At 74.2% G+C, this 14,769-nt stretch carries 10 protein-coding genes; 5 read left to right on the plus strand and 5 right to left on the minus strand.

Annotation, left to right across the window (positions count from 1 at the left end):
• Window positions 1-10: 10 nt before the first annotated feature.
• Complete coding sequence (locus tag AB0I60_RS00920; protein WP_360724756.1) at window positions 11-1,618, minus strand: radical SAM protein; 1,608 nt, start codon at window positions 1,616-1,618, stop codon at window positions 11-13.
• A gap of 187 nt (window positions 1,619-1,805) precedes the next feature.
• Here AB0I60_RS00920 and AB0I60_RS00925 point away from each other — a divergent pair, with 187 nt between their 5' ends.
• The 3 genes from AB0I60_RS00925 (at window position 1,806) to AB0I60_RS00935 (ending at window position 9,469) form a co-directional block, all read left to right on the plus strand.
• Entirely contained in the window at window positions 1,806-2,780 is a 975-nt protein-coding gene (locus AB0I60_RS00925; RefSeq protein ID WP_360724758.1) for a GNAT family N-acetyltransferase, read from the plus strand.
• Between the two features lie 138 nt (window positions 2,781-2,918).
• Window positions 2,919-7,115 (plus strand): CHAT domain-containing protein, encoded by a 4,197-nt coding sequence (locus tag AB0I60_RS00930; RefSeq protein ID WP_360724760.1) that lies wholly within the window; start codon window positions 2,919-2,921, stop codon window positions 7,113-7,115.
• 233 nt (window positions 7,116-7,348) lie between these two features.
• Window positions 7,349-9,469: an acyltransferase family protein gene (locus tag AB0I60_RS00935; RefSeq protein ID WP_360724762.1), complete on the plus strand. Its 2,121-nt coding sequence runs from the start codon at window positions 7,349-7,351 to the stop codon at window positions 9,467-9,469.
• A 15-nt stretch (window positions 9,470-9,484) separates the two neighbouring features.
• Here the strand turns inward: AB0I60_RS00935 and AB0I60_RS00940 are convergent, their stop codons facing one another.
• Window positions 9,485-9,931, minus strand: a complete 447-nt coding sequence (locus AB0I60_RS00940) for an ArsI/CadI family heavy metal resistance metalloenzyme (protein ID WP_360724764.1) — start codon at window positions 9,929-9,931, stop codon at window positions 9,485-9,487.
• A gap of 81 nt (window positions 9,932-10,012) precedes the next feature.
• On the opposite strand from AB0I60_RS00940, the gene AB0I60_RS00945 reads away from it, so the two are divergent.
• Entirely contained in the window at window positions 10,013-10,393 is a 381-nt protein-coding gene (locus AB0I60_RS00945) for a metalloregulator ArsR/SmtB family transcription factor (protein WP_360724766.1), read from the plus strand.
• A gap of 35 nt (window positions 10,394-10,428) precedes the next feature.
• The gene (locus AB0I60_RS00950; RefSeq protein WP_360724768.1) at window positions 10,429-11,451 is read left to right on the plus strand and encodes an LLM class flavin-dependent oxidoreductase; all 1,023 of its coding nucleotides are present in this window, start codon (window positions 10,429-10,431) and stop codon (window positions 11,449-11,451) included.
• A 37-nt stretch (window positions 11,452-11,488) separates the two neighbouring features.
• On the opposite strand, the gene AB0I60_RS00955 is transcribed toward AB0I60_RS00950, so the two are convergent.
• From AB0I60_RS00955 to AB0I60_RS00965, 3 genes are all read right to left on the minus strand, one after another.
• Window positions 11,489-11,740, minus strand: a complete 252-nt coding sequence (locus AB0I60_RS00955) for a hypothetical protein (RefSeq protein WP_360724770.1) — start codon at window positions 11,738-11,740, stop codon at window positions 11,489-11,491.
• A gap of 179 nt (window positions 11,741-11,919) precedes the next feature.
• Window positions 11,920-13,395, minus strand: a complete 1,476-nt coding sequence (crtI, locus tag AB0I60_RS00960) for a phytoene desaturase family protein (protein ID WP_360724772.1) — start codon at window positions 13,393-13,395, stop codon at window positions 11,920-11,922.
• A 187-nt stretch (window positions 13,396-13,582) separates the two neighbouring features.
• Window positions 13,583-14,668 (minus strand): polyprenyl synthetase family protein, encoded by a 1,086-nt coding sequence (locus AB0I60_RS00965; protein ID WP_360724774.1) that lies wholly within the window; start codon window positions 14,666-14,668, stop codon window positions 13,583-13,585.
• Between the last annotated feature and the right edge of the window lie 101 nt (window positions 14,669-14,769).

Here is a 14,769-nt window from a genome sequence, read left to right on the forward strand (position 1 = left end):
GCGGACGACCTCAGATCGCGTCGCGGCACAGCTCCCGGGACTCCGGGGCCACCGCGACGCCCAGGTCGCGCAGCCGGTCCACCTGGGTGCGCATCGCGTGCGCGCCCTCGTCCAGGTCCGGGTAGTCGACCGGCGCCATGCCGAGCCGCTCGACGCACTTCTCGACGGCGATGTTGGCCCGCCGGTCGTTCTGCGGCATCAGCCAGTGCTGGTAGTCGTCCTGCCACGCGTGCATGACGGCGGTCTCGCTGCGCGCCCGCACCTTGTCCAGCGTCTCGGTCTGGAGCCGGGCGGCCTCCACGCTGTCCATGCCGATGTGCGACCACGGCGCGAGCGTGTCGGTCGGGTCGGTGGCGACGATCTTCAGCTCTTCGCGGTCCTCCCACAGCGGCATGTTCTCGTCGCTGATGGAGAACTTGTTGACGTAGTAGTGGCCGACGAACTCCTCGACGAGGTAGTCGAGGGTGTCCTGGTACATCTCCGGCGTCTCGCCCGGGTAGCCCGCGATGAAGAAGATCGAGTAGGTGACGTCGCTGTCGGACAGCAGCTCGGCGGCCTTGCGGTTCTGCTTGGCGGAGACCCGCTTGCTCATCCGCTTGAGCGTGGCGTCGTTCATCGACTCGAAGCCGATGTAGAGCCGCCGGCAGCGCGCGGCGGCCAGCTTCTCCACCACCGCCTCCGAGTCGATCGTGTTGGCCCGGCTGAAGCCGTCCCACGGCGGGGTGTCGGACTGCGGCAGGATCTCCAGCAGCTTGCGCAGCCGCGTCGGCGGGATGGTGAACGTCGAGTCCATCGCGTACATCAGCGACGCGCCGTTGAGCTTCGCGTAGCTCTGCCAGTCGTCCCGGATCTTCTCCGCCGACTTGTAGCGCCACTTCGGCGACGCGGCGGGGAACGAGCAGAACTTGCAGTCGAACGGGCAACCGCGCATCGACTCGTACGGCACGATCGCGGCGTTGCCCAGCACGCTCGGCGAGGGGAAGCCGTCGATGTCGATGTACTCGATGGGGTTGATCCTGATCCGGCGGTCCTCGCGCCACACCAGGTTGGGGATGTCGCCGAGGAACGCGCCCTTCTCCATGGCGTCGAGCGTCATCGGCAGCGACTGCTCGCTGTCGCCCCGGATCACCGCGACGATCTCCGGGTGGTGGTTCATGGCGGGCATGTACTTGAGGTTGGTGTACTGCCCGCCGGCGATGATCCTCGTACCGGGCAGGTTGTCGGTGATCCAGCGGATCGCCTGGTCGAGGATCTGCGGGTTCCAGATGAACGTGGTGGACAGCAGCACCAGGTCGAAGTCGCCGGCGGGCGGGACGGCGGTGCCCGTCCACACCCCGTCCAGGCCGAGCATGTCGTAGCTGTGCCCGCTGGACTCCAGGATCGACTGGAGGGTCACGGTGGTCAGGTGCGGCGGCATGGTGTTCGACGCCGGCCGCAGGAGCCCGTACCGGGTGCCGGCGTGCTCGAACGCGAACTGGTCGAGGCTCAGCTCGGGGAGGCCCGCCCGGCGGAGCATCTCCCGGGCGCGCTCGTCGAAGGACGGCTGGAACAGCGAGCCCTCCAGGTAGGTCTCGTGCAGTTCCGCAGGCCCGAGCCCGCTCATCAGCAATACGCGCATAGTTGAGGTCGCTCCCCATGTCGACACCGGTGCGGGCACTTAGAGCACAAGTGCCGAGTCTCCGCCGGGTGCCCTGCACAGACTCTGGACGAGTTCTGTACGTCCCGACCGGCCGCGGGACCGCGCGCCGGCCGGGTCCGGGAAACTCCGGAGACAGGCCGCGCGCCCGGGATTACCGTGCGGTCGCATGTCCGGAGAACGCAGCACCCTCGCGTGGCGACCGCTCGCCCGGCACGACGCCGTCGCGTCGGCCGACCTGCTCAACGCCGTGGAGGCCGTCGACCGGATCGGCGAGAACTACACCGCCGAGGACACCCTCCAGGAGCTGGTCGACCCGTACGCGGACCTGGAGCGCGGGAGCCTCGCCGCGTTCGACGGCGACGTGATGGTCGGTTACGTGAAGGTCCGCTTCAAGCCGTCGGCGGACGTGGTGCACCGGGTGTTCCTGGACGGCGCGGTCCACCCCGACTACCGGCGGCGGGGCGTCGGCACCGCGCTCGTGGACGCCGGGGTGGCGGCGGCGGAGGTGCTGCACGCCGCGCACCACCCGGCGGCGCGGCTCGTGGTCGACGTGCACAAGTGCGAGCACGTCGCCGGCGTGGCCGAGCTGCTGCGCTCCCGGGGTTTCGCGCCGGTCCGCCACTTCCAGCGCCTGGAGCGCGCGCTCACCGGCACCACGCCCGACCCGGCGGTGCCGGCCGGGCTGCGGGTCGAGCCGTGGTCGGAGCAGGTGGACGAGGACTTCCGGGTCGCTCGCAACGAGGCGTACCGGGACCACTGGGGCGCGGTGCCGATGCCGGTGGACGCCTGGCGCAACAAGGTCGTCAACCAGACGTTCCGGCCCGGGGCGAGCTTCCTGCTGCGCGAGGTCGCCACCGGTACCCCGGTGGCCGTGTTGGTGACCGCGCACTGGGAGGCCGACGCGGAGACCACCGGCATCCGGGACGCGCACTTCGTGGTCCTCGGGACGTCCCCGGCCCACCGCAGGCGCGGTGCTGCCGGGGCGCTGCTCGCGCACGCGCTGCGGGCCGCCGCCGAGCAGGGCCACCACCGCGCGAGCCTCACCGTCGACTCGGCCGCACCCTCCGGGGCGTCGGGCGTCTTCGCGCGTGCCGGCTTCGCCCCTGCGGCGCGGTACGTGCGCTGGGCCCTCGAACGCTGACACCGGCCGCACCGCGTGCGGTGAGCACTCGCCCCTCGCCGGACCCGCGCTGCACCGCACCCGGCACCCGTGGCACGGCATACTGGCCGCCATGCTCAAGCCCGACGGGCCGTTACCCGGCCGCCTCGGCGGTGGTCCGTGCTCGTCCTGAGGGCGGAGCGGTTCACCGGCCCGGGGCGGTGGCGGTGGGTGCTCACCGACGCCGGCCGGTTCGTGGCCGACCACGAGGTGTCGCTCGACGAGGCGTGCTGGCAGCACGAGGCGTTCGCCGACGTGCACGGCTACCTCCGGGTGCACGCCGCCGCCGACGAGCGCACCGCGTCGGAGGCCCGGATCGTCGCGCGGCTCGGCCGGTGGATCGGTGAGCGGGTGCTGGGGCCGGTCGGTCCCGCGCTGCTCGCCCGCGCACCCACCACCGTGCTGGTGGCGATCCCCGGCCCCGCCCGGGTGCTCGCGTTCCGCCCGCTGGAGTTCGCCGTGGTCGACGGGCAGGCGCTCGCCCTGGCGCGGATCGCGTTCGTCACCCACCTGGAGACCGCCCCGGCGCGTCCGCCGCGCGCCGAGGTCGACCCGGCGCGGCCGGTGCGGGTGCTCGGCGTGTTCAGCCTGCCCGCCGGCACGTCGGCGCTGAACCTGCGCCGCGAGCGGCACGAGGTCGCCGCCGTGGTGCGGGAGGTCGCCCAGACCCAGGACCTGGCGATCGACTTCCGCGTCGCGCAGCACGGCGTGACCCGGCACCGCCTGCGCGAGGTGCTGGAGGACGCCGACGGCTGGGACGTCGTGCACGTCTCGGCGCACGGCTCGGGCGGCGGCCTGCTGCTGGAGGACGTCGACGGCACCCCGGACCCGGTCACCGGCCGGGAGCTGGTCGACCTGCTGCTGGCCACGGCGCACCGGGTGCGGCTGGTCGTGCTGTCGGCCTGCTCGTCGGCCGCGCCCGTCCTGGCCCACCAGCGCACCCGGCTGGGCCTCCGCCCCGCCCCCGACCCGGGGCCGACCGCGACCGACCAGGGGCCCGACGCGCTGTCCGCGCTGGCGCTGGAGCTGGTCGACCGGCTGGACACCGCCGTCGTCGGGATGCGGTTCCCGGTCACCGACGACTTCGCCATCGGGCTCTCCCGCGAGTTCTACCGGCGGCTGCTCGGGCGCGGGCAGCCGGTCGCCCAGGCGCTGGCGCTCGCGCTGCCCGACGCGGTGGGGCGCGCGGCGACCCCGTCCCGGCCCGCCGCCTCGCTCGGCACGCCGGCCGTCTTCGGCGCGCGGGCGGTCGACACGGCGGTGCGGGCCCCGCGCGCCGGCCCCGTCGTGTTCGACGAGGCGCAGGCCCGCCGGACGGCCCACCTGCCCGACCCGCCGGAGCGCTTCGTCGGCCGGTCGCCCCTGCTGACGGCGGCGGCGGGCGTGCTGGCCCCGCGCAGCCGCCGGTCCGGCCTGCTGCTGCACGGGATGGCGGGCATCGGCAAGACGGCCGGCGCGGTGGAGCTCGCGCACACCCACGGCGACGGCTTCCGCACCACCGTCTGGTACCGGGCGCCCAACGACGGCGACCGGACCGCCGACGCCCTCGCCGACCTGGCCGAGCGGCTGGAGTCCGCGCTGCCCGGCCTCGACCTGCGGCACCGGCTGGGCGACCGCCGGGAGTTCGACCGGTTCCTGCCGGTGCTCACCCGGTTCTGCGCCGCCACCCGCGTCCTGTTCGTGCTGGACAACCTCGAATCGCTGGTCACCGACGACGGGCGGTGGCGCGACCCGGGGTGGGCCGGGCTGGTCGCCGCGCTGACCGACCACACCGGCCTGTCCCGCGCGCTGCTCACCTCCCGGCGACCGATCGCCGACCTGCCCGACGCGGTGGTGAGCCGCCTGGTCGGCCCGCTGCCGCTGGACGAGTCGCTGCTGCTGGTGCGCGAGCTGCCCCGGCTGGGTCCGCTGGTGGACGGCGCGGTGCCGGGCGTCGGCGCGGAGGACGGCCGGAAGCTGGTGGCGCGGGTGCTGATGGCCGCGCAAGGCCACCCGGCACTGCTGGAACTGGCCGACCGCCAGGCGTCCGACGCCGACGGGCCGGCGGCGCTGCTCGCCCGGCTGGCCGACGCCGAGCAGGCGTGGACCGGCACGCCGACCCCCGTGCGGGACTTCTTCGAGACCGGCGACACCGCCGCCGACGCCGACCACCACCTGGGCGTGCTGCGGGCCTGGACGAGTGGCCTGGTGGCCTCGCTGCCCGAGCACGAGGCGGCGCTGTTCACCGTGCTGTGCCTGCTGGAGGACGGCGACCAGTTGCACCCGGTGGTCCTGGGGGTCTGCGACCGCCTGCCGGACACCGACGCCGCGCGGGTCGACGCCGCGCTGGCCGTGCTGGCGGGCGTCGGGCTGGTCACCACGACCCGGCTGCCCGACCAGGACGTCCCGGTCCACCTGGTGCACCCGGCCATCGCCCCGGTCGGGCGCGACCTGGCCGACGCCGGGTTCCGCGCGCGCGTCGACCGGGCCGCCGCCGACACGTGGTCGTCGAGCCTGCTGCTCGCCGTGCGGCACGAGGACGAGCCCACCCCGGACTGGTGGGTCGACAGCGGGTGGCTGGTCCGCCGCGCAGGCCGGGGTGCCGTGCCCTACCTGCTGCGGCTGGGCGACGCCCGGACGGCCCTGGCCGTGGTGGAGCAGTTCCTGGTGCGCGACATGTCACCCGCCGCGATCCGCAGCGCGCTGCCGGCCGTGCGGGCGCTCGCCGGACTGGCGCGGGGCACCGAGGTGGAGTCGCACGTCGACGCGCTGCTCGCGTCCCTGCTGTGGCCGAGCGATCCCGTCGAGGCGGAGCGGGTGTTCCACGACGCCCGCGCCGGGTCGGCGGTGCTCAAGGCGACCTTCCAGCTCGCGCACGGCTGCTTCCGGACCGGTCGGCTCGCCGAGTCGCTCGCCCTGACCGAGGAGCTGCTCGGCCACGACGTCGGCCCCCGGACGCGGGTGTCCCTGCTGGCGGACCGGGTGCTGTGCCGCGTGGAGCTGCGCGTCGAGCAGGACGGCGTGGCCGAGATGCGCGGGCTGCGCGACCGTCTGGCGGACCTGCCGGAGGACGAGTCGGACGGGCTGTTCGCGCCCTGGCAGGTGCGCGAGCACGTGCACCACGTGTCGTCCGTCGTCGCCACGCGGGCCGAGGACTGGGCGGAGGCGTTGGCGTGCAACGAGGTCGTCGCGGAGTCGGAGCGCCGCCGCGACGCGCCGCCCCTCGTCCGCGCCATCACGCGGTTCAGCCGGTACGGCCCGCTGCTGTCGCTCGGGCGGGTCGGGGAAGCGCGCGGAATCGTGGTCGACTGCCTCCAGGTGTTCGACCGGGAGGGCGACGCCGAGCACCTGGGCAAGGCGTACGGCGCGCTGGGCGACCTGGAGTTCGAGCGCGGGCACCCCGATGTCGCCCAGGAGCACCTCCGGACCGGCCTGCGCCGCCTCTACGCGACCGGCAACGCGCTCGCCGTCGCCGACAGCCACCGGGGCCTGGGCCGGCTGCTGCACCTGACCACCCCGGACCACGCCGCCGCAAACCTGCACGGGATGGCCGCGCTGCTGCTGAAGACGCTGGCCGGCGTGGCACCCGACGACGGGTGGCTACGCCTGCTGGCCACCGGTATTCGTTGGCACACCGACGTGCCGGCTTCGGTGGGTGCCCTGGTGAGCGGACTGGCCCGGGTCGACGGCCCCCGGTTCGGCGAGCTGCTCACCCGTCACGCGGAGCCCCACCGCGTCGAGGAGGCGTTCGGCCGGGCGTTGGACGCCGTGCTGGCCAAGGCCGCGACCCACGACCCCGACCTCCTCCAGTTCCTCGTCACGTGGGAGCCGGTGGTCGCCGCCATTGCCGCCGCCGCGCACGGGAACCCGCAGGCCGGCACGCTGGCGGACCGGATCCTCGAGGACTACGCGACCCGGTCGGCGACGTGGCGGTCGCTCGCCGCGACCCTGGCCCGCGTCCGGTCCGGCGAGCGCAACCCCTCGCCGGTCCGGGGCGACCGGTTCGACGTCGCCATCACCCGCCGGGCGCTCGCCGCTCTGGACGACGAAACGCTGGTGGAGCGGGAGTTGTGGCCGTTGAGCGGCTTCGGCACCGGACTCGGCCTCCTGGCGCGAGCCGTCCACGACGGGGACCGGGAGGCCGCCCGGACGGCAGCGCGGGGCCTCACCACCGAGGAGGCGATCCGCGAGCTGGGCCTGACGGACGTGGTCGAGGCGCTCGCCGTGGTGCCCCCGGCCGCGATCACGGTCGTCGGCGGCAACGCGGTGGCGATGGCGTTGGTGGCGACGTTCCGCCGCTCCCTGCCCCAGCGTGAGCCCGGCCGCGCGCGCTGGTGACCACCTCCCAGCGGTCGACCGGGGTCCGGTGGACGTGCAGGTGCCCGACCTGCCGGAGCGCGGCGTGCCTGGCGAAACCGCTTCGGCCGGCGACGTCCGACTACCGATCGTTCCGAGCGGTGACGGATTGTGTTCTGTGGGTTGGATTTCCGCGTCGAGGCGGTGGATGGGGCGTGCCCGTCGATCTCGTAGACTGCCCGACCGGATCGGATCGAACCTGGGGGCACAGCACAGTGACAGCGAACACGCACGCCGCAGCGACCGCTGTCGCCCCCGAGCAGGTGCCGCCGGCGCGGCGGGCGTTCCGGACCGACATCCAGGCGTTGCGGACCATCGCCGTGATGGCCGTGGTGCTCAACCACATCTGGCCCACCTGGCTGACCGGTGGCTACGTCGGCGTCGACGTGTTCTTCGTCATCTCCGGCTTCCTCATCAGCTCGCACCTCGACCGCGAGATCGTGCGCACCGGCCGGGTCCGGCTCGGGCGGTTCTACGCGCGCCGGGTCCGGCGGCTGCTGCCGGCCGCGTTCCTGGTGCTGGGCGTCAGCCTCGCCGCCGCCTACGTCCTGCTGCCGTACCCGCGCTGGGAGACCAACGCGCACGAGGCGCTGGCCGCCGCGCTCTACGCGGAGAACTGGCTGCTGGCGGTCAACTCGGTCGACTACTCGGCGTTCACCGCCGTGGCGAGCCTGGCCCAGCACTACTGGTCGCTGTCCGTGGAGGAGCAGTTCTACCTGCTGTGGCCGCTGCTCCTGGTGCTGCTGTTCAAGATCAGGCGGCGCACCGCCCAGGTGGTCGGCATCTGCGCGGTCGGTGTGGCCTCGCTCGCGTTCTGCGTCTACTTCACCGAGGTCGCCAAGAGCCAGGCGTACTTCGTCACGCCCGCGCGGGTGTGGGAGTTCGCCATCGGCGCGCTGATCGCGTTCGGCGGGGCGAAGCTCGCCCTGCCCCGCGTCACCGCCGGGCTCGCCGCGCTGGCGGGGCTGGTGCTCATCGTCGGTTCGGCCGTGCTGTTCGACCACCACACGGCGTTCCCCGGCTACCTCGCGCTCGTGCCGACCGTCGGCACGGCGCTGGTGATCCTCGCGGGCACCGGCGGCGGGCGGCAGTGGCACACGCCGGTCTCGGCCTCGGCACCGGTCCAGTTCCTGGGTGACATCAGCTACTCCCTGTACCTGTGGCACTGGCCGCTGATCGTGCTCGCGCCGTTCGCGCTGGCGGACACGCTGGTCGAGGGCAGGATGACGCTCGTGCACCAGGTGGGCGTCCTCGTGGTCGCGGTCGTGCTGGCCTGGCTGTCCAAAGTCCTGGTCGAGGACCGGGGCATCGCCTGGCGACCGCTGGCCGACAGCACCCGGAACACGTTCGTCGCCATGGTCGCCGGGATCGTCGCCATCGGACTGGTCGCGGGCACGCTGCTGTGGACCTTCGACCGGCACGTCGCGCAGGCGGCCCGGGAGCAGGCGCAGCAGGTCGAGACCGAGTGCCACGGCGCGGGGGCGCTGGTCCCGGGGCGGCAGTGCGCCGACCCGTTCGGACCGGCCCGGATCGCCCAGCTCGGCCCGGCCAACGCGCCGTGGGGCGCGGGCGCGGACTGGTGCACGGCCGTCGACCGGCACAAGGTCGGCGACCGCCAGACCACCTCGGTGTGCGACTTCAGCGGCGGCGCGGCGGACCCGACCTCGGTGTGGCTGGTCGGCGACTCGCACGGCGAGCAGTGGCAGGCCCCGTTGCTGGACCTGGCGCGCGAGCGCAAGTGGCGGGTCACCATGAGCCTGCTGGGCGGCTGCCCGTTCGCGAAGATCCCGTTCGTCGGCTACCAGGGCGTCGAGTCGCCCGAGGACGCCGAGCGCTGCCAGGACTGGGTCGCCGAGGTCTCCGCCGAGATCGGCAGGACCAAGCCGGACACGGTGTTCATGTCGTTCTACGCCCGGCAGCAGCTCGCGCGCGACGCGTCGGGCCGCACGCAGGCCCAGTACTACCGCGACGGCCTGGAGCCGTTCTGGGAGCAGTGGACCGGCGCGGGCGCGAAGGTCGTCGTGCTGGGCGACCCGCCGCTCAACGGCGAGGTCAGGGCGCTGGACTGCGTCGGGCTGAACCCGAGGAACCCGGCGGCGTGCGCGGTCGACCGCAACCGCGCCCAGCCCGCCGACCCGCTCGCGGAGGCCGCGCGGGCGACCCGGACGGCGGGGGTCACCTACGTCGACACGACCGACTACTTCTGCGACGACCGGAAGTGCTACGGCGTGGTCGGCGGTGTGGTGGTGTACTTCGACGCCAACCACCTCAACCGCGAGTTCAGCCGCACCCTGCGCCCGGTCATCGCCGAAGCCCTCGGTATCGCGCCGAAGTGAGCCACCCCGGCCCGGTCAGGCGCAGCAGCCGGCGGGCCGGGCCCGGTCGTCGGTGCAGCACGCGGCAGTCGTCGTGGGCTCCGCGCCGAAGGTGGCCGAGTCGTCCTTGACGACATAGACCTCCCACGGTTCGCCGCCGGGACCGTGCACCCAGACCTTGTCCTGGACGGCGTAGCAGCAGGTGGTGTCGTTCTGCACGTCGGTGAACAGCCCCAGGGCGGACAGGCGTTCGGTGGCCTGCTCGACCTGGTCGGTGCTCCCGACCTCGACGCCGAGGTGGTCCAGCACGGTGTCCTGCCCCGCCGCGCCCTCCAGCAGGACCAGCTTGAGGGGCGGTTCGGTCACCGCGAAGTTGGCGTAGCCGGGGCGCAGCTTGGCCGGTTCGACGCCGAGCAGCTTGGTGTAGAGGGCGATCGAGGCTTCCAGGTCGGCCACGCGCAGGGCCAGTTGGACACGGGACACGGGTGCTCCTTGGATAGATGAACGTCTAATCAGGGCGCCGCTCCGGTCACCTCCTGATTCGATGGATGTCAATCTAGATACATGTCGAAACAGCTTCCGGTGGTCGCAGCGGGGCCGCCGTGCTGCTCCCCGCTCGTGCGCGAGCCGCTGACCGCCGAGCAGTCCACCGGGTTGGCGCGGATGTTCAAGGCACTGGCCGACCCGGTGCGCCTGCGCCTGCTGTCGATGATCGCCTCGCACGACGGCGGGGAGGCGTGCGTGTGCGACCTGACCGACGCCTTCGACCTGACCGGCCCGACGATCTCGCACCACCTGAAGGTCCTGCGCGAGGCGGGGATCATCGACGGCGAGCGCCGGGGCACGTGGGTGTACTACCGGGCGCTGCCGTCCGCGCTGCGCACCCTGTCCGACGTGCTCACCACACCCGACCGGGCCGCGAGGGCCGTCCGGCACAGTAGTTGAGGAATCAACCAAAGCTCCGGATTGTTCCACCGGACGTGAAGAAAATCGGATTCCTGTCGTTCGGGCACTGGTCGGACAGCCCGCACTCGCGGGCGAGGACGGCCGGGGACACCTTGACCCAGTCCATCGACCTCGCGGTGGCCGCCGAGGAGCTCGGGGCGGACGGTGCCTTCTTCCGGGTGCACCACTTCGCCAGGCAGCTCGCGTCGCCGTTCCCGCTGCTGGCCGCCATCGGCGCCAAGACCGACCGCATCGAGATCGGCACCGGCGTGATCGACATGCGCTACGAGAACCCGATGTACATGGCCGAGGACGCCGGTTCCGCCGACCTCATCTCCGGCGGCAGGCTCCAGCTCGGCCTGTCCCGGGGGTCGCCCGAGCAGGTCGTCGACGGCTGGCGGCACTTCGGCTACCGGCCCGCCGAGGGCGACACGGAGGCCGACATGGCGCGCAAGCACACCGACGTGCTGCTCACCCTGCTGGAGGGCGAGGGCTTCGCCCAGCCCAACCCCCGGCCGATGTTCCCCAACCCGCCGGGCCTGCTGCGCGTCGAGCCGCACTCGCCGGGCCTGCGCGACCGGATCTGGTGGGGCGCGGGCTCCAACGCGACCGCCGTCTGGGCGGCCCGGCGCGGGATGCACCTCATGAGCTCGACGCTGAAGAACGACGAGGGCGGGGCACCGTTCCACGTCCAGCAGGCGGAGCAGATCAGGGCCTACCGCAAGGCGTGGTCGGAAGCCGGGTGGCCGCACGAGCCGCGCGTCTCGGTGTCCCGCAGCATCTTCGCGCTGACCTCGGACCTGGACCGCGCCTACTTCGGCCACGACGGCGGCAGCACCGACAAGATCGGCTACATCGACGCCGACACCAGGGCTGTCTTCGGCCGCACCTACGCCGCCGAACCCGACGTCCTGGTCGAGCAACTGGCCGAGGACGAGGCGATCGCGGAGGCCGACACCCTGCTGCTGACCGTGCCGAACCAGCTCGGCGTCGACTACAACGCGCACGTGCTGGAGAGCATCCTCACGCACGTGGCCCCGGCCCTCGGCTGGCGCTGACCGGCACGAGCCCTGACCGGCACGAGCGCGGAGCGGGTCAGCCCGGGGTGCGGTCGAGCGCGCCGGAGAGCACCTGGGCGGTCTGGGCGAGGCGGTCCTCGGTGACGGGCAGGCCGCCGGTCCGGCACAGGAGTTCGTCGCGCGACACGACGAGCGTCGCGCCCCGGTACCGGTCCGCGTCGAGGTCTTCCTGCATCACGACCTCCAAGCGGTCGGCCACCAGCACGAGCGCGGCGTCGGGCAGGTCGGAGTCGAGCAGTCGGCGCAGGTCTGCGACGTGGACGGGCACGGCACCTCCCGGGAGTGCGGGTTCTCCCGGCGGGGTGCCCGCCCCGCCGGCGTTCCATGCGGCGGTCCGCTGACGGCGGCGTGAACGCCGACCGGCGGACCGGCGCCGGCGGGGTGGAAGCCACCGGCGGACCGGTGGCGGGCGGGGTGGGGGCGATCGGTGAGCCGGCGGCGGTGCGTTCACCGGCGAGCCGCTGCCGGCGCGAAGTGGTCGCGCAGGCGGTGGGCGGCCAACCGGCCGGAGATGAGCACCGGCGGGATGCCGACGCCCGGGGTGGTCCCGCTGCCGGCCAGGACCACGTTGCCGCGCCGGAAGGGCAGGTTGCGCGGGCGGAACGGGCCGGTCTGCCCGAACGTGTGGGCGGCCGAGAACGGGGTGCCCGCCGCCTGTCCCCCGGCGGCCCAGTCGTCGGGGGTGGTGAGCGCGAGCCGGGTCACGTCGTCGCCGGAGGTGATCAGCCCGCGCCGCACCAGGGTGTCCACCAGCCCGTCCGCGTAGCGGGAGCCGTGCAGGTCCCAGCGCAGCGGCTTGCGGTCGAGGTTCGGGCACGGTGCCAGCAGGTAGTGCAGCTCGCGGCCCGGCGGGGCCAGGGCCGGGTCGGTCCGGGTCGGGGTGGTGAGCAGCAGGGACGGGTCCGACATCAGCTCGCCCCGGGTGATGATCTCGTCGAACGTGGTCTCCCACGCTTCGCCGAACGAGATGGTGTGGTGCGCGAGCCCGTCCACGACCCGCCGGGCGCTCAGGTGCGCGACCACCGCCGAGGGCGACCACCGCAGCGTGCGCCGGGGCCGGCCGCGCAGCAGGCGGGTGGTCTGCGCCGGTCCGGTCGCCAGCACGACCGCCCGGCACGGGATCCGGTCGCCCTCGACCCGCACCGCCGTGACCCGGTCCCCGGTCCGCTCCAGTGCGAGCACCTCGGTGCCGTAGCGGAACCCGACGCCGGCGGCGCGCGCGGCGTCCGCCAGGGCGGCGGGTACCTGCCGCATCCCGCCGCGCGGGAACCACACGCCCGCCACGGTGTCCATGTACGCGATGACGGCGTAGGCGGCCAGGGCGTCCTGCGGCGCGACCCCCGCGTAGAGCGCCTGGAACGTGAACACCCGCTGCAAGCGCGGGTCCCGCAGGAACCGCCCCACCGCGCCGGACAGCGAGCCGAACCCGCCGAGCCCGGCCAGCACCGCGAGGTCGCGGCCGACGAGGTCCAGCGGCGAGTCGAAGTTCGCGCCGATGAACCGGTCCCGCTGCACCTCGTACAACCGGGTCAGCCACGCCCGCAGCCGCCGGTACCCGTCGGCGTCGGCACCGCCCGCGAACTCGCGCACGGCCTGCTCCATCGCGGCGGCGTCGGTGTGCACGTCGATCGCGCTCCCGTCGGCGAACGCCGCGCGGTACGCGGGCCCGAGCGGCAGCAGCTCCAGCCGGTCGGCCAGGCGCTCTCCCACGGCCCCGAGCGCCTCTTCCACGAGGTCGGGCATGGTCAGCACGGTCGGCCCGGTGTCGACGCGGTGCCCGTCGAGGTCCAGCCTGCCCATCAGCCCGCCGGGGTGGGCCGCCTGCTCGACCACGACGACGTCGTGCCCGTCACCGCGCAGGTGCAGCGCGGCGGACAGCCCCGCCAACCCCGCACCCACCACCACGACCGGCCCGGGGCTCACCGCTTCCTCGCAACGGAGGCCGCAGACCGGTGCGCGGCGGGCGCCTCTGGCCGGCGTACGGCGGAGTGCGCCGCGCCATCCCGGTCGCCGCCCGTGGACCGCCGGCTCGCAGCAACCACCCCACCGCCCGCGGACCGGCCGGCGGCGGCGTGTGCCCCGTCACGCGGGCCGCTGCCCGTGCCGGGGTTCACCGCTTCCTCGCCGTCGCGCGCTCCGCCAGGCCGACCAGGTGGTCGCGGGCGGCCGGGAGCAGGTCGCCGTCGTCGAGCGCGCGCAGCCCCGAGGCGGTGAGCGCCGCGATGCGCTCCTCGATCGCGGCGACCGCGCCCAGCTCCACCAGCAGCGCCCGGACCTCGGCCAGGTGCTCGTCACAGGCGCCGCCCTCCAGGCAGTGGCGCAGCGCCCGGACGGCGTCGGTGCGGCCGGCGGCGCGGGCCAGGTCGAGCGCGGTCGCCATGAGCGGGGTCCGCTTGCCCTCGCGCAGGTCCTCGCCCACGGGTTTGCCGGTCAGCTCCGGGTCGCCGAACACGCCCAGCAGGTCGTCGCGGAGCTGGAACGCCACCCCGACGTCACGGCCGTAGGAGCGCAGGCACCCGACCAGGTCCGGCGGCGCGTCGGCCACCGCCGCGCCCAGGTGCAGCGGTCGTTCGACGGTGTAGGCGGCGGTCTTCAGCCGGGCCACCCGCAGGCCCGCCTCGACCGACTCGCTGCGCTGCGCGCCGCCGAGCAGGTCGAGGTGCTGGCCCGCCATCATCTCCGCCCGCATCGCCTGCCACGGCCGCCACGCGCGGGCCAGCGCGGGCCCCGGCAACCCGGCGGTGACCAGGGCGTCGTCCGCCCACACCAGGGCCAGGTCGCCGATCAGGATCGCGGCGCAGTCGCCGTAGTGGGCGGCGTCGCCGGCCCAGCGCTCACGGCGGTGGCGCGCGGCGAACGCGTGGTGCGCCGTGGGCCTGCCCCGCCGCGTGGCGGAGCGGTCCATGACGTCGTCGTGCACGAGCGCGCAGCCCTGCAGCAGTTCCAGCGAGACCAGGGCGCGCACCACCGCGTCGGCGTCGGGTCCCAGGGCCGCGCCGCCCGCCGCGCGCCAGCCCCACCACGCGAACGTGGGCCGCAGCCGCTTGCCCCCGCGCAGCACGAGGTCGCTGAGCGCGTCGACCAGTTCCGGTGCCAGGTCGACGTCCCGGCGCAGCGCCAGGTACTCGTCCAGCGCCTCCCCGAGGCGGCGAGGCAGGTCGTCGTCCACTATCGGCACGACGGCGGTGAGCGACATGCGGCCTCCTCGCAGAGTGGGGTGTCCCCGCCAACCACATCAGCCCTGCCCGGCTCCCGCACGACGAGCGCCTGCCGTGCGAGCGGGTCTGCGTGGATCTA

Source organism: Actinosynnema sp. NPDC050436, assembly GCF_040655415.1.
Taxonomy (GTDB): Bacteria; Actinomycetota; Actinomycetes; order Mycobacteriales; family Pseudonocardiaceae; genus Actinosynnema.

Excerpts from the sequence above, each read along its gene's own strand:
- AB0I60_RS00920 (WP_360724756.1), bottom strand. The coding sequence starts at position 1,618 with ATGCGCGTATTGCTGATGAGCGGGCTCGGGCCTGCGGAACTGCACGAG.
- AB0I60_RS00925 (WP_360724758.1), top strand. The coding sequence starts at position 1,806 with ATGTCCGGAGAACGCAGCACCCTCGCGTGGCGACCGCTCGCCCGGCAC.
- AB0I60_RS00945 (WP_360724766.1), top strand. The coding sequence starts at position 10,013 with ATGTCGAAACAGCTTCCGGTGGTCGCAGCGGGGCCGCCGTGCTGCTCC.
- AB0I60_RS00965 (WP_360724774.1), bottom strand. The coding sequence starts at position 14,668 with ATGTCGCTCACCGCCGTCGTGCCGATAGTGGACGACGACCTGCCTCGC.